Origin of the sequence: Streptomyces sp. NPDC059255 (assembly GCF_042752355.1) — a bacterium.
Lineage (GTDB): Bacteria > Actinomycetota > Actinomycetes > Streptomycetales > Streptomycetaceae > Streptomyces.
Map to the genome: position 1 here is coordinate 1 of NZ_JBHYZP010000024.1, position 14,332 is coordinate 14,332.

12 protein-coding genes are annotated in these 14,332 nt (G+C 74.1%); 2 read left to right on the forward strand and 10 right to left on the reverse strand.

Annotation, left to right across the window (positions count from 1 at the left end; all coding sequences use genetic code 11):
* The 4 genes from ACFXKG_RS25110 to ACFXKG_RS25125 all read right to left on the reverse strand — a co-directional run.
* Positions 1-358 (reverse strand): biotin/lipoyl-containing protein (locus ACFXKG_RS25110; RefSeq protein ID WP_384843230.1); only part of this gene is annotated, 358 nt, incomplete at its 3' end.
* 57 nt (positions 359-415) lie between these two features.
* The gene (gene lpdA, locus ACFXKG_RS25115; RefSeq protein WP_384843232.1) at positions 416-1,804 is read right to left on the reverse strand and encodes a dihydrolipoyl dehydrogenase; all 1,389 of its coding nucleotides are present in this window, start codon (positions 1,802-1,804) and stop codon (positions 416-418) included.
* 210 nt (positions 1,805-2,014) lie between these two features.
* Positions 2,015-3,544 carry a leucyl aminopeptidase gene (locus ACFXKG_RS25120; RefSeq protein ID WP_384843235.1) on the reverse strand — a complete coding sequence of 510 codons (1,530 nt, stop codon included), beginning with the start codon at positions 3,542-3,544 and terminating at the stop codon, positions 2,015-2,017.
* A gap of 277 nt (positions 3,545-3,821) precedes the next feature.
* The gene (locus ACFXKG_RS25125) at positions 3,822-4,622 is read right to left on the reverse strand and encodes an adenosylcobinamide-GDP ribazoletransferase (protein ID WP_384843238.1); all 801 of its coding nucleotides are present in this window, start codon (positions 4,620-4,622) and stop codon (positions 3,822-3,824) included.
* A gap of 188 nt (positions 4,623-4,810) precedes the next feature.
* Between ACFXKG_RS25125 and ACFXKG_RS25130 the strand changes: the two genes are divergently transcribed.
* Positions 4,811-5,584 carry a hypothetical protein gene (locus tag ACFXKG_RS25130; RefSeq protein WP_384843241.1) on the forward strand — a complete coding sequence of 258 codons (774 nt, stop codon included), beginning with the start codon at positions 4,811-4,813 and terminating at the stop codon, positions 5,582-5,584.
* A gap of 18 nt (positions 5,585-5,602) precedes the next feature.
* On the opposite strand, the gene ACFXKG_RS25135 is transcribed toward ACFXKG_RS25130, so the two are convergent.
* The 4 genes from ACFXKG_RS25135 to ACFXKG_RS25150 all read right to left on the reverse strand — a co-directional run bounded on the left by ACFXKG_RS25135 (position 5,603) and on the right by ACFXKG_RS25150 (position 10,594).
* Positions 5,603-6,304, reverse strand: a complete 702-nt coding sequence (locus ACFXKG_RS25135) for a hypothetical protein (RefSeq protein ID WP_384843244.1) — start codon at positions 6,302-6,304, stop codon at positions 5,603-5,605.
* Entirely contained in the window at positions 6,301-8,130 is a 1,830-nt protein-coding gene (locus tag ACFXKG_RS25140; RefSeq protein ID WP_384843247.1) for a phosphatidylglycerol lysyltransferase domain-containing protein, read from the reverse strand. The genes ACFXKG_RS25135 and ACFXKG_RS25140 overlap by 4 nt, the downstream gene beginning before the upstream one ends.
* Positions 8,131-8,212: 82 nt before the next feature.
* Positions 8,213-9,334 carry a nicotinate-nucleotide--dimethylbenzimidazole phosphoribosyltransferase gene (gene cobT, locus ACFXKG_RS25145; protein WP_384843250.1) on the reverse strand — a complete coding sequence of 374 codons (1,122 nt, stop codon included), beginning with the start codon at positions 9,332-9,334 and terminating at the stop codon, positions 8,213-8,215.
* A 42-nt stretch (positions 9,335-9,376) separates the two neighbouring features.
* On the reverse strand, positions 9,377-10,594 hold the full coding sequence (locus ACFXKG_RS25150) for a bifunctional adenosylcobinamide kinase/adenosylcobinamide-phosphate guanylyltransferase (RefSeq protein WP_384843253.1): 1,218 nt from the start codon (positions 10,592-10,594) through the stop codon (positions 9,377-9,379).
* Between the two features lie 94 nt (positions 10,595-10,688).
* Here ACFXKG_RS25150 and ACFXKG_RS25155 point away from each other — a divergent pair, with 94 nt between their 5' ends.
* Positions 10,689-10,898 carry a hypothetical protein gene (locus tag ACFXKG_RS25155; RefSeq protein ID WP_384843256.1) on the forward strand — a complete coding sequence of 70 codons (210 nt, stop codon included), beginning with the start codon at positions 10,689-10,691 and terminating at the stop codon, positions 10,896-10,898.
* 173 nt (positions 10,899-11,071) lie between these two features.
* Here the strand turns inward: ACFXKG_RS25155 and ACFXKG_RS25160 are convergent, their stop codons facing one another.
* Both ACFXKG_RS25160 and ACFXKG_RS25165 read right to left on the reverse strand, forming a co-directional pair.
* The gene (locus ACFXKG_RS25160) at positions 11,072-12,178 is read right to left on the reverse strand and encodes a S1C family serine protease (RefSeq protein WP_384843260.1); all 1,107 of its coding nucleotides are present in this window, start codon (positions 12,176-12,178) and stop codon (positions 11,072-11,074) included.
* A gap of 124 nt (positions 12,179-12,302) precedes the next feature.
* The gene (locus ACFXKG_RS25165) at positions 12,303-14,072 is read right to left on the reverse strand and encodes an ABC transporter ATP-binding protein (protein ID WP_384843572.1); all 1,770 of its coding nucleotides are present in this window, start codon (positions 14,070-14,072) and stop codon (positions 12,303-12,305) included.
* Positions 14,073-14,332 lie beyond the last annotated feature (260 nt).

The following is a 14,332-nucleotide window of genomic DNA, read 5'->3' on the forward strand; positions in this document are numbered from 1 at the left end:
GTGCCGGGGCCTCGGCGGCGGGGGCCGGGGCGGCCGGAGCCGCGGCGGGGGCCGGGGCGGCCGGAGCCGCGGCGGGGGCCGGAGCGGCCTCGGTCGGCTGGGCCGCCGCCTGGCCGCCCGTGCCGTCGTCGATGATGGCGAGCTCGGCGCCGACCTCGACGGTCTCGTCCTCGGCGACCTTGATGGACGCCACGACACCGGCGACCGGGGCGGGGATCTCGGTGTCGACCTTGTCGGTCGAGACCTCCAGCAGCGGCTCGTCGGCCTCGACGCGCTCGCCCTCGGCCTTCAGCCAGCGGGTGACAGTGCCCTCGGTGACGCTCTCGCCGAGCGCCGGCAGGGTTACGGAAACCGACATGGTTTCAGTTGCTCCTAACGAATGTACGGAAGTGGTCGTCGCGCCCGGACTGAGCCATCAGTCGTGGGAGTGCAGCGGCTTGCCGGCCAGGGCCAGGTGGGCCTCGCCGAGCGCCTCGCTCTGGGTGGGGTGCGCGTGGATGAGCTGCGCGACCTCGGCCGGCAGAGCCTCCCAGTTGTAGATGAGCTGAGCCTCGCCGACCTGCTCGCCCATACGGTCACCGACCATGTGGACACCGACCACGGCACCGTCCTTGACCTGGACGAGCTTGATCTCACCGGCGGTCTTGAGGATCTTGCTCTTTCCGTTGCCCGCGAGGTTGTACTTGAGGGCGACGACCTTGTCCGCGCCGTAGATCTCCTTGGCCTTGGCCTCGGTGATGCCGACGGAGGCGACCTCGGGGTGGCAGTACGTCACCCGCGGCACGCCGTCGTAGTCGATCGGAACGGTCTGGAGACCGGCCAGCCGCTCGGCGACGAGGATGCCCTCGGCGAAGCCCACGTGCGCGAGCTGGAGGGTCGGGACCAGGTCGCCGACGGCCGAGATCGTCTCGACGTTCGTGCGCATGTACTCGTCGACCACGACATAGCCGCGGTCGATCGCGACGCCCTGCTCCTCGTAACCGAGCCCCTGTGAGACCGGGCCGCGGCCGATCGCGACCAGCAGCACCTCCGCCTCGAAGGTCTTGCCGTCGGCGAGCGTGACACGGACGCCCGTGTCGGTGTACTCCGCCTTGTCGAAGAACGTACCGAGGTTGAACTTGATCCCGCGCTTGCGGAACGCGCGCTCCAGCAGCTTCGAGCTGTTCTCGTCCTCGACCGGGACCAGGTGCTTCAGGCCCTCGACGACCGTGACGTCCGTGCCGAAGGACTTCCACGCGGAGGCGAACTCGACGCCGATGACGCCGCCGCCCAGGATGATCGCGGACTCCGGGACGCGGTTCAGCGTCAGCGCGTGGTCGGAGGAGATGATCCGGTCGCCGTCGATCACCAGGCCCGGCAGCGACTTCGGTACGGAACCGGTCGCGAGGAGGACGTGGCGGCCCTGGACGCGCTGACCGTTCACATCGACGGAGGTGGGGGACGAGAGCCGGCCCTCGCCCTCGATGTACGTCACCTTGCGGGAGGCGACCAGCCCCTGGAGCCCCTTGTACAGGCCCGCGATCACGTCGTCCTTGTACTTGTGGACCCCGGCGATGTCGACACCCTCGAAGGTGGCCTTGATGCCGAACTGCTCGCTCTCGCGGGCCTGGTCGGCGATCTCGCCGGCGTGCAGCAGGGCCTTCGTGGGGATGCAGCCGTTGTGCAGGCAGGTGCCGCCCAGCTTGTTCTTCTCGATCAGTGCGACGTCCAGGCCCAGCTGCGCTCCGCGCAGCGCCGCGGCGTAACCGCCGCTACCGCCGCCGAGGATCACTAGGTCGAAAACGGTGCTGGCGTCGTTCGCCACGTCACGTCCTCCATGCATGTGCGCCGGGCGCGGTCTCACATCGACCGGGCGGCGGCTGGTCTTCGGCCGCTATGTCTTCGGCCCTGTGGTGGGGGCCCTGTCCTGCCGATTACCCATCTTTGCACGGTGCGCGACCCGACGGGGTCGGGGGTCACGGTGCGAACGGACACCCCGCCCGCACCACGACCCCCGCCCGGGGTGCCCCCGGGATCAGCCCAGGTCGCCCGCGGCGGTGCGCTCCGCCAGCCGCACCAGCGTGCGGACCGAGGAGCCCGTGCCGCCCTTGGGGGTGTAGCCGTACGGGGCGCCCTCGTGGAAGGCCGGGCCCGCGATGTCCAGGTGGGCCCAGGTGATGCCCTCGCCGACGAACTCCTTCAGGAAGAGGCCCGCGACCAGCCCGCCGCCCATCCGCTCGCCCATGTTCGCGATGTCCGCGGTGGGGGAGTCCATGCCCTTGCGCAGGTCGGCGGGGAGCGGCATCGGCCACGAGGCCTCGCCCGCCTCCTCGGCGATCTCGTGGAGCGAGGTGCGGAACGCGTCGTCGTTCGACATGATCCCGAAGGTGCGGTTGCCCAGCGCCAGCACCATCGCGCCGGTCAGCGTCGCCACGTCCACGATCGCGTCCGGGTTCTCCTCCGAGGCGCGGGTCAGCGCGTCCGCCAGCACGAGCCGGCCCTCGGCGTCGGTGTTGAGGACCTCGACGGTCTTGCCGCTGTACATGCGCAGCACGTCACCGGGGCGGGTCGCCGACCCCGACGGCATGTTCTCGGCCAGCGCCAGCCACCCGGTGATGTTGACCGGCAGGCCGAGGCGCGCCGCGGCGACGACCGTGGCGAACACGGCGGCGGCGCCGCTCATGTCGCACTTCATCGTCTCGTTGTGCCCGGCGGGCTTGAGCGAGATGCCGCCCGAGTCGTAGGTGATGCCCTTGCCGACGAGCGCGAGCGTCTTCGCCGCGTCGGGGTGCGTGTACGCGAGCTTCACCAGGCGCGGCGGGTTGGCCGAACCCTGGCCGACGCCGAGGATGCCGCCGTAGCCGCCCTTGGCCAGCGCCTTCTCGTCCAGGACCTGGACCTTGATGCCGTTCTCCTTGCCCGCGGCGGTGGCCACGGCGGCGAAGGACTCGGGCGTGAGGTCGTTCGGCGGGGTGTTCACGAGGTCACGGGCGCGGTTGACCTCCTCGGCCAGCGCGATCGCGCGCTCGGCGGCCCGCTTGTGGGCCTTGTCACGCGGCTTGGCGCCGACCAGCACCACCTCGGCGAGCGGCTGCTTGGGGCCCTCGCCCTTCTTCGCGTTCTTCTGGCCGCCCTGGTACGCGGTGAAGGCGTACGCGCCGAGCAGCGCGCCCTCGGCGATCGCCTCGATGTCTTCGACCGTCTCGACGGGCAGCGCGAACGCGGCCTTCTTGACGCCGGAGAGGGCGCGCGCCGCCGCACCGGCGGCCCGGCGCAGCGTCTCGGCGCCGTACGTCTCGTCCTTCTCCGGTACGGGGCCGAGGCCGACCGCGATGACGACCGGGGCCTTCAGATCGCCCTGCGCGGGCAGCTTGGTCACCTCGCTCTCGCCGCCGGAGGCACCGAGTGTCTCCAGAACGGCGGCGAGCTTCCCGTCGAACGCCGTGTCCACGGCCTCGGAGCCCGGTGCCGCCACCGGCCCCTTGGCGCCCTTCGCGACGCCGACGACGATCGCGTCGGCGCGCAGGGTCGCCACGCCGGCGGGCTTAAGAGTGAGAGCAGTCACGGTGGTGAAATCTCGCTTTCATTGAGTTCTCGACGACCGGGGGGTTGCGCCGGTCGTGCCCGCCGCGGCGGCCCGTTCCGGCCGCGCGGCGGGATTGAGCCTACGCTCGGTGATGGACGGGCTTCACAGCGGCGGCGGTTCACTCGTCTGTGGGGGTGTTCCGCACGTTTCGGGATACCCGCCGGACCGGCTCCGTACGACGCCCGCCGGACCGGCTCCGTACGACGGTCGCGCGCCGTACTTTCCGCAGGTGCGCGGTACGGCGCGCGGTACGGGGTCAGCCGAGCGTCAGCGCGACGAGCGTCGCCGTCGCGGCCGTCTCCGCGAGCGCGCCGAACACATCTCCGGTGACCCCGCCGAAGCGCCGTACGCAGTGCGCCAGCAGCAGCGCCGCCGCACCGAGCCCGGCCACCACCGCCAGCGCGTGGTGCACGGCGCCGGCCGCCCCGAAGAGCCCGCCCGCCGCCGCGGCCACGCCCGTGACCAGGAGCGCGGCGCACCACGCGGCCCGCACCGGCACCGTGCCGGCCACCGCGGCGCCCAGCCCCTCGGGCCGGGCCGGCGGGACGCCCGTACGGCAGCCGAGGGTGAGCGCGAGCCGGGCGGTGAGCCCGGCCAGCACGGTCGCCACCGCGCCCCGGGCCACGCTCTGGCCGTACAGCTCCGCGACCGCCGCCACCTGCGCGAGCAGCACCAGCAGCAGGGTGATCACCCCGAACGGGCCGATGTCCGACCGCTTCATGATCCGCAGCGCGCCCTCGGCGGGCTTGGCGCTGCCCAGGCCGTCCGCGGTGTCCGCGAGACCGTCGAGGTGCAGCCCCCGGGTGAGGACGGCGGGCGCGGCGACAGCCGCCACCCCGGCCGACAGGGGCGAGGCGCCCGCGAGCAGCAGCAGCGCCGAGGCCGCCGCCGCGCAGCCGCCCACGGCGAGCCCGGCGGCCGGGGCGCTCAGCATCCCGGCGCGCGCGGCCGGGCGGTCCCAGCGCGCCACGCGGACGGGGAACACGGTGAGGGTGCCGAACGCGAAGCGCAGGCCGTCGGCGAGCGAGGCGCGGCCGTTCGCGTCGGTGGAGGTCATCGCGGGAAGGGTAGCCGGGCGCCGGCGGCGGCCCGGGGGCAGGGCGGACGCCGGGCCGGGGGGGCGGGGGCGGGGGCAGGGCCGGGTGGGCGCCGTGCCTGGGGCGGACGCCGGGCCGGGGCGGCGAAACGCGCTAAATTGCGCATACGTGATCAATGGGTGCGATCGGTGATGCGGGAGTGGCCGGCATGGGGGACTGGTTCCAGCGGAACATCACCGATCCCGGCAAGCTCCCCACGCTGCTCGCCCTCGCCTCGTTCGTCCTCACGTTCCTGGTGACGCGTACGGTCACCCGGCTCATCCGCGCCGGTAGGGGCCCGTTCCGGAACATCGCGCCGGGCGGTGTGCACATCCACCACGTGGTCCCCGGTGTGATCCTCACCGTGGTGGGCGGCTTCGGCGCCGTCGGCAGCGGACGCCACGGGGTCACCGCCTGCGTCTGCGCCGTGGTCTTCGGCGTCGGCGCGGGGCTCGTACTCGACGAGTTCGCGCTGATCCTCCACCTCGACGACGTCTACTGGAGCGAACAGGGCCGCCGGAGCGTGGAGGTCGTGATCCTGGCCGCCGCGCTCGCCCTGCTCGTCCTGAGCGGATTCTCCCCGCTCGACGTCAGCTCGCTCACTCCCGATGAGCGGGAGAACCGCGGCTCCGCGATCCTCACGATCCTGGTCAACTTCGGCTTCGTGCTGATCGCGCTCTGCAAGGGCAAGCTCCGCATGGCCCTCATCGGCACGCTCGTGCCCTTCGTCGCGCTCATCGGCGCGCTCCGGCTGGCCCGGCCCGGATCGCCGTACGCCCGCCGCTGCTACCGGCGCCGCCCCCGGGCACGGGCGCGGGCGGAACTGCGCGCCCACCGCCGCGACCTGCGCTGGGCGGGCCCGCGCCGCCGCGTACAGGACTGGATCGGCGGCCCCGCTGACACCCCCGCCGGGCCGGACGGCCCGGGGCGGCTGCCCCGCTGACGACGCGCCGGCCGGCCGTCACCTCGCCCGGGGCCGGAGTCCGCCGCGCCGTCTCCGCTCCAGTACGGCGAGCAGCGCCAGCACCGCCGACGCCGCCGCCAGATGCTCCCGGCCCGCCAGATTGTCCTTGAGCACGCACTCCCCGACCAGCGCCACGAGCAGCACCCCCGCCGTCCACCGCGCCCGGTAGCGCCGGCACACCACCAGGGCGAGTCCCACCACCGCCGCCGAAGGACCCGTGTCGACGATCTCCGCGTCCGACGCGGGCAGCCCCAGGAACGCCCCCGGCCCCAGCGCGACGCCGACCCGCGCGTACAGCGTCCCGGCCAGCGTCGCCACGTACGCGACCACCAGCGTCCGCCACCGGCCCAGACAGATCTCCGCGACCCCGAACACCAGCAGGATCTGTGCCAGCGCGCCCCACACCGGCAGGTCGAGCGCCGGTACGAACAGCGACAGTGGCGTACGGAGCAGGGCCGCCCCGAGCGGATCCTCGGCCCGTACCGCGCCGAGGTCCATCACCGGCCGGTACCCCCACGGCTGGTTCTGCGCGATCTGCGCCAGCGCCGTCAGCCCCACCGCCGTCAGCGTCATCGGGACCGCCCGCGCCCCCCGCTTCGACAACGTGGTCCCCACCGTGGTCAGCAGCGGCCCCCACTCCCGCCGGGCGAACCGGCGCAGCCGCGTACGGAGCGCCGCCCCCCTCGCCCCCACCGTCACCGGCGGCTCTCCAGCCGCCGGCGATGCAGCCACCCCGGCAGCCCCGGCGCCTCCAGAAAGCCCTCGGCGCGCCCCGCCGCGAGCCCGATGCGCAGCAGGTCGGCGCTCTTCTCGAAGAGCATGAAACGCGGCTCCCAGACCGGCCGGTACTTGGCGTTGGCGCGGTACAGCGACTCGATCTGCCACCACCGGGAGAAGAAACTGAGCAGCGAACGCCACAGCCGCAGCACCGGCCCGGCGCCCAGCTTCGCGCCCCGCTCGAAGACGGACCGGAACATGGCGAAGTTCAGCGAGACCCGCGCGATCCCGATCTCGCCGGAGCGCTGGAGGAGTTCGATCACCATGAACTCCATCAGACCGTTCTCGCTGTCCCGGTCACGGCGCATCAGGTCGAGCGAGAGCCCGTTCGGCCCCCACGGCACGAAGCTCAGCACCGCCCTCAACTCGCCCTCCCCGTCCAGGCATTCGAGCATCACGCAGCGCCCGTCGTCCGGATCCCCGAGCCGGCCCAGCGCCATCGAGAAACCCCGTTCGGTGGCGCCGTCGCGCCAGTCGTCCGCGCGCCGCAGCAGCCCTGCCATCTCCTCGGCGGGGATGTCCTCATGACGCCGGATCCGGACCCGGTAACCGGCCCGGGCGACCCGGTTGTACGCCTGCCGCACCGTCCGCATCGCCCGCCCCTTGAGCGCGGACGGCTGCCCCGGCGGGCGCCCCGCGACCGCCCACCCGGCGGTCTCCACCAGCGCCTCGTCGCCCAGCTCCAGCGCGTCCATGCCATGCCGGGCGTAGATCGTCCCGGCCTCCTCGCTCGCCCCCATCACCGCCGGGATCCACCCGTGGACCCGCGCCTGCGCCAGCCAGGGCGTGATCGCCCCCGGCCACGCCTCCGGATCGCCGATCGGATCCCCGGACGCCAGCGACACCCCGCCCACCACGCGGTAGGCGACGGCCGCCTTGCCCGTCGGGGACCACATGACGCTCTTCTCGCGGCGCAGCGCGAAGTACCCCAGCGAATCCCGCTCGCCGTGCCGGGCGAGCAGCACCCTCAGCCGCGCCTCGTCGTCCACCGTCAGCGGATCCACCGCGCGCCGCGCCCGGAACGCCGCGTACACCACCGCCAGCAGCAGCAGCGTCGAGAGCACGTTGACGACCACGTCGACCCAGCCCGGGGTGGCGATCCCCGGGAACCGCGTCTCGTCCGCCGCCAGCGAGACCAGCCGCATCGTGCCGTACCGCCACCGCTCGGTGAACGACGAGCCGCCGTGCGCCGTGTTCGTGACGGTGACCAGCACCGCCGCCACCAGCGAGGTCACCAGCAGCCCGCCCGCCGCCACCGCCGCGGCCAGCCGCGGATTGGCCCGGTCGCCCTTCGCGTAGAACGCCCGCCGCCCCAGCAGCAGTGCCGCGACGAACGACGCCGTCAGCCCCAGCGAGACCCAGTTCTGCACGTGCTGCCGCAGCTCGGGAAAGGTCATCGCGAACGAGAACAGCAGCAGGAAGGGCCCCGAGATCACCAGATTGAGAATCCACGCGGCGCGCTTGCGGCGGCGCATCGTGATCGCCAGGAACAGCGTGAAGAGCCCGGACGCGAACCCCGCCGTCAGGAGATAGGGCGTGAAGTAGTCGTCCACGTTGTGCCGCCGCAGATCCTGGCCCAGCGAGACCCAGACGGCGCTCAGGAAGTTGATGAAGGTGACGGTCCGCAGATACCAGACGGCGTACGCCGCGGCGCGCCGCGAAAGGACCGTGCCCCGGCCCTTACTGTCCGCCTGACCCGGGGCGCTCTCCCGGGCCGACCGTTCGGCAAGCACGTGTACTTCTCCCATGAAACGCGATCATATGGGGCATCGCGCTGCATGCCGGGTGATGCGGCGGCCCGTCCCTGCCGCCGCATCCGATGCCCCGCTCCTACGTGGTCACCACGTCGGACCCGGCGGTCCCACCGGCCTCACCGGCGCCCCCGGCCCCCTCCGTGGCCTCGGGCCCAGGCCGCTCCGGCAGCTCCGCCGCGAGCGCGGCCGCCGCCTGGACGAGCGGAAGCGCCAGCAGCGCCCCGGAACCCTCGCCCACAGTGACGCCCTGGTCGAGCAGCGGGTTGAGCGCCATCCGGTCCAGCGCCTTCGCCTGCGCGGGCTCGCCGCTCAACTGCCCCGCCAGCCACCAGTCCGGGGCCCGGAACGCCGCCCGCTGCCCCACCAGCGCACACGCCGCCGACACCACACCGTCCAGGATCACCGGCATCCGGCGCACCGCCGACTGCAGCAGGAACCCCGTCATCGCCGCCAGGTCCGCGCCGCCCACCGTCGCCAGCAGCTCCATCTGATCCCCGAGCACCGGCCGGGCCCGGCGCAGCGCGTCCCGTACCGCCGCGCACTTGCGCATCCACGCCAGATCGTCGATGCCCGCGCCGCCGCGCCCCGTCACCACCGACGCGTCCGTGCCGCACAGCGCCGCGATCAGGGTGGCCGCGACCGTCGTACCGCCCACGCTGAGATCCCCGAGGACCACCAGATCCGTCCCCGAATCCGCCTCTTCGTCCGCGATCGCCATCCCGAGCCGTACGGCACGCTCCGCCTCGTCCCGGGTCAGCGCGTCCTCGACATCGATCCGCCCGCTGCCGCGCCGCACCCGGTGGCGCACGACCTCCTCGGGCAGCAGCGCCGGATCGCAGTCGAGACCGGCGTCCACCACCCGTACGGACACCCCGGCCCGGCGGGCCAGCACGGCGACGGGGCTCGCTCCGTCCAGCACGGCGCGCACCAGCGCGTGCGCGCTGCCCGCGGGCCGGCCCGACACATCGAGCCCGGCGACTCCGTGATCCCCGGCGAACAGCACCACGCGCGGCTGCTCCACCGCCCTCACCGGCACGGACCCCTGCGCCGCCGAGAGCCACTCACCCAACTCGTCGAGGCGCCCGAGCGCCCCCGGTGCCACGACCAGCCGCTCCCTGCGTTCCTCGGCGTCGCGCCGGGTACCGCTGTCGGGGCGCTCGATCAGATCGGAGAAGTCATCGAGATTAAGCGAACTCATCCGGCGACAGTACCGGGCCGCGCCGCGCCCGACGACGGGGTGTCACCGCAGGGCGAGGGCCTGGCCCGCCACCACCAGGAGCACCTGCTCGCACTCGTCCGCGACGGCCGCGTTCAGCCGGCCCAGTTCGTCGCGGAAGCGGCGCCCCGAGCGGGTGGCCGGGACCACCCCCGCGCCCACCTCGTTGGTCACCGCCACCACCGTGCGCCGCGTCGCCCGCACCGCCGCGACCAGCTCCCCGGTCCGCTCGCGCAGCGCCTTCTCGCCGCCCGAGGACCAGGCCGCGTCGTCCCACGCGTTGACGCGGTCCATCGCGTCCGTCAGCCACAGCGACAGGCAGTCGATCAGCAGCGGCGGGCCCTCCTCCGCCAGCAGCGGGACCAGGTCGCAGGTCTCGGCCGTACGCCAGGAGCCGGGGCGGCGCTCGCGGTGGGTACGGACCCGCTCCTCCCACTCCGCGTCGCCCTCACGTCCGCCGCCCGTCGCCACGTACAGCACCCCGGGGAACGCCGCCAGCCGCCGCTCCGCCTCCCAGGACTTGCCCGAACGCGCCCCGCCCGTCACCAGCGTGCGGCGCGGCACCTCGGGGACGGGGTGGTACGCGCCCACCGTCAGCGTCGTCCCGTCGGGGACGGCCCGCGCGCCCGCCGCCGCCAGCCGCCGCACCAGCTCGGGCCCCGGCGGTACGTCGTGGTCGAGATGGACGGCGACGACATCCGTGGCGGGGCCGATCGCGCCCGCCGCGCGCAGCCGCGCCACCGCGTCCGGGCGGCCGATCACATCGGCGGCGACCATGTCGTACGGGGCGGTCGCGGCCCGCGTACGGCCGTTGCCGGAGGCCACCCCGGCCGGCGCCCCGCCCGGCGGAAGATGCAGCAGCCGCTCGCCGCCGGGGCCCGTCACCTCGTACCCGGTGCCCGGCGCGTCCATCGCCACCGCCCGCACCCGGTGGCCGCTGAGCAGCGTCAGCACCCGGCCGTCCGCGACCCGCCCGGCCGACGGCAGCCCGGCGGGCAACTCGACCGCGGGGCCGTCGTGCGGATGGGTGAGCAGGACCTGACGTACCCCCGCCAGGGAGTGCCCGGCGCGGGCCGCGGCGAGCGCGGCCCCCGGGGTCAGGTCCAGCAGCAGCACACCGTCCACGAGGAGGGCCGTGGCGGCGCGGGCCCACGGGCCGCGCGCGGTGGCGCACGCCGCGCAGGGGCAGTGGGGGCGGGGGAGTCCGGTGGGGGCACCGGTGCCGAGCAGAGTCAGTTCCACAGAGATGATCCTCCCGCGTCACCGCGTACGGTGCGCGCCCGGCTACGCTGCGGGCAGGTAGATCGATCAGTTCCGCGGGAGCCGGGAGGCGCACATGGCGTGGATGTGGCGGTTCGAGAAGGCCGACGGGACGGAGGTCCCGCCGGCGGTGGAGCCGGAGGAGTTCACGACGCAGGGCGACGCCGAGTCATGGGTCGGCGAGGTCTGGAGAGAGCTCCTGGACGGCGGCGCCGACCAGGTGTCGCTCTTCGAGGACGGCAGCAAGGTGTACGGCCCGATGAGCCTCCAGGCCGACGCGGGCTGAGCCACGCGTCCGTGAGTCCGCCTCGTCGGCGCGGAGGCGGGGCCGTGGGGCCGACGCGTAACGCGGGGCCGTACGCCCGGGGGAGCCCTGCGGACACGGGGCCGTACATCCGGGGAGACCGCTGCGGGCACGGGGCCGTACGTCCGGGGAGCCCCCGGACGTACGGCCCCGCGTCACATCTCGCCCAGCGTGGCCTCCACCGTCCTGGTCGCGCCGCCCCGGGTGAAGGTCACCTTCACCCGCTGCCCCGGCTTGTCCGACGCGAGGATCTCGGAGAGCGAGGCGATCGTCGTCACCCGTGTCCGGTCGATCGCGGTGATGATGTCCCCGGCCCTGATCCCCGCCTCCGCCGCCGCGCCGCCCTTGCGCGCCGTGACGACCGCGACGCCCGCCGGCTGGAATTCGGGACCGACCACCGTACGCCCCGTGATGCCCAGTGCCGCCCGGCCCGAGTCGACGACCCGGCCGTGCTCGATGATCTGGTCGGCGACCGTCCGCACCATCGACACGGGGATCGCGAAGCCGATCCCGGGCGCGGCCCCGTTGCCCAGCTCCGGGTCGGTCGCGGCCAGCGTGGGGATGCCGATCACCTCGCTGTCCAGATTGACCAGCGCGCCCCCGCTGTTGCCCGGATTGATCGCCGCCGAGGTCTGCACCATGTTGGCGATGGTGGCCCCCGTACCGCCGCCCGCCCCGCCCTCGCTGACGGTCCGGCCGACCGCCGAGACGATGCCCTCGGTGACGCTGCTCGACAGCCCGAGCGGCGAGCCCATGGCGAGCACGATCTGACCGACCGCCACCTTCGCCGTGTCGCCGAACGTCGCGGGCTTCAGCCCGCGCGGCACGGCGTCGAGCTTGATGACGGCGAGATCCTGCTCGGGGAAGCTGGAGACCAGCCTGGCGCGCAGCGGCTGCTCGCTGTTGGCGACGGTCACCGTCAACGTCCGCCCGCCGCCGATCACATGGGCGTTGGTGACGATGTGGCCCTGCCCGTCGTAGATGACGCCCGAGCCCAGGCTGTTCCCGGCCTCGATCTGCACGACCGAGGGCAGGACGTTCCTGATCACCGTCTCGTAGTCGCCCTGGAGACCGGTCCCGGAGCCGGGCGTGGCCTGCGCGGGCCGGGCGGGGTGCGCGGCCCGCTCGGCGGCGACCGGCGCGGCGGTGCCGGGTGTGGAGCAGCCGCCGGCCAGGGCGACCACGCAGAGCGCGGCGGTCAGGGACAGCGGCACCCGGTGTGCGTGGCGGCGCCGGCGGCGGGAGGGGAGGGAAGCATCCATGCCGGGATTATCCCGTTTGACCCCCGGATCGGCTCGCGTTGCGCCGCCGATCAGGGGCCCGCCTCGAAGGCGCGCAGCAGAGTTGGCCGGGGTCCCGCCGGAGGCCCGGCTGCCGGAGCGGCGGTCAGCGCCCCGCCGCCAGGAACTGCGTCGCCGCCAGCTCCCCGTACAGCGGATCGTTCGCCACCAGCTCCTCGTGCGTGCCCACCGCGCGGACCAGGCCCGCGTCCATCACCACGATCCGGTCCGCGAGCGTCACCGTCGACAGCCGGTGCGCCACCACCAGCACCGTCACCTCGCGCGCCGCCTCCGCCACCACATCGCGCAGCGCCAGCTCGTTGACCGCGTCGAGCTGTGACGTCGCCTCGTCCAGGAGCAGCAGCCGCGGTCGGCGCAGCAGCGCCCGCGCGATCGCCACGCGCTGCCGCTCGCCGCCGGACAGCTTCGAGCCGCGGTGGCCGACCAGTGTCTCCAGACCGTCCGGGAGCCGGTCGACGAGCCCGTCCAGCCTGGCCCGTACGAGAACCTCCCGGATCTCCTCCTCGGTGGCGTCCGGCGCGGCGAAGACCAGGTTCTCGCGGAGCGTCCCGGCCAGCACGGGCGCGTCCTGCTCGACGTAGCCGATGGCGGCGCGCAGCTCGGGAAGCGGCCACTCCCGTACGTCCCGGCCGTCCACCAGCACTCGGCCGCCGGTCGCCTCGTAGAACCGCTCCACCAGCCCGAAGACGGTGGTCTTGCCCGCGCCGGACGGGCCGACGAAGGCGGTCATCCCGGGGCCCGGCACCTCGAAGGAGACACCGTGGTGGATGTACGGCAGCTCCTCGCGGTACCGGAAGGTGACGTCCTCGAAGACCACCGAGGCGGGTCCGGCGGCGACTGCCGCCCCCTCCCCGGTCCGCGGGCCGCGCGTCCCCGGCTCCGGCTGTTCCGTCTCCAACTGCTCCGTCTCCAGCTGTTCCGCCTCCACGAGCCGCGCCACCGCCGCCGACCCCACCTGGTACTGCGTCACCGCGCCCACCAGCTTCGACACCGGGTCGATCAGGTAGAAGAGGAACAGAAGGAACGCCACCAGCGTCGAGACGGAGATCGCCCCCGAGGCCACCCGCGCCCCGCCGATCCCCAGCACCGCCAGGAACGACACCTGCACCGCGAGCCCGACCGAGGACCCGGCCACCGACTGCCACTTCGCCGCCCGGACCCCGTGCAGCCACGCCTCCCGCGCGGCCGCCTCCACCACGGCGGTCTCCCGCTCCTCCGCGCCCGACGCCTTGACCGTACGGAACGCCCCGAAGGCCCGCTCCAGCACCGCCGAGATATGGCCGACGGCCTCCTGGGAGCGCTTCGCCGCCCGCGAGATCCGGGGCATCACCAGCGCCACGGCGGCGCCGATCACCACGATCACCCCGAGGGTGACCCCGAGCAGCACCGGGTCCAGCCAGCCCATCAGCGCGATCGTCGCGAGGAACGCCAGACCGCCGGTGGCGGCCGAGACGATCGACTGCGTCGTCACCGCGCGCAGCAGCGTCGTGTCCGAGGTGATCCGGGACATCAGATCGCCCGGCTGCGTCCGCTCCACCTCGGGCAGCCGCAGCCGCAGCAGCCGCCCGATCAGGGTGCGGCGGGCGGCCAGCACGACGGACTCGGCGGTCCGCTCCAGAAGGTACGAGCCGACCGCCTCGACCGCGGTGCCGAACAGCACCAGGGCCGTGAGGAGCAGCAGGATCCCGGTGATCGAGGAGTCCCCGCCGAGCCGGTCCACCAGCTCCCGCGCGGCGAGCGGCTGCGCCAGCCCGCTCGCCGCGCCGATCAGCGCGAGGAGGCCGCCGAGGGCGACGGTCCCGCGGTACGGCCGGAAGTGCCGGTAGAGAGCGCTCCAGGTCTCCCGGGCGGGCAGCGGCGGCGTCCGGGGTGCGCCGCCCTTCAGGTCCTTCGCCGCGGGGTCCTTCTCCGGGCCGCCCTTCGCCGCGGGGGCCTTGTCCGGGTCGGCATTCTCCGCGGGGGCCTTCTCCAGGCCGGCGTTTTCTGCGGGGGCCGTGTCCGGGGCGGCTTTCTCCGGGCGGGCTTTCTCCGCGTCGTCATGTTCCGCGCCGGTCGTCCCCGCGCTGTTCACTGTGGTCACTCCGGTAAGGACGCGGTGGCGGCCCGATCACCTGA

Bases quoted from the DNA above. Each gene is read 5' to 3' on its own strand.
- ACFXKG_RS25125 (WP_384843238.1), bottom strand. From the start codon at position 4,622: ATGACCTCCACCGACGCGAACGGCCGCGCCTCGCTCGCCGACGGCCTG.
- ACFXKG_RS25130 (WP_384843241.1), top strand. From the start codon at position 4,811: ATGGGGGACTGGTTCCAGCGGAACATCACCGATCCCGGCAAGCTCCCC.
- ACFXKG_RS25140 (WP_384843247.1), bottom strand. From the start codon at position 8,130: ATGGGAGAAGTACACGTGCTTGCCGAACGGTCGGCCCGGGAGAGCGCC.
- cobT (WP_384843250.1), bottom strand. From the start codon at position 9,334: ATGAGTTCGCTTAATCTCGATGACTTCTCCGATCTGATCGAGCGCCCC.
- ACFXKG_RS25155 (WP_384843256.1), top strand. From the start codon at position 10,689: ATGGCGTGGATGTGGCGGTTCGAGAAGGCCGACGGGACGGAGGTCCCG.
- ACFXKG_RS25160 (WP_384843260.1), bottom strand. From the start codon at position 12,178: ATGGATGCTTCCCTCCCCTCCCGCCGCCGGCGCCGCCACGCACACCGG.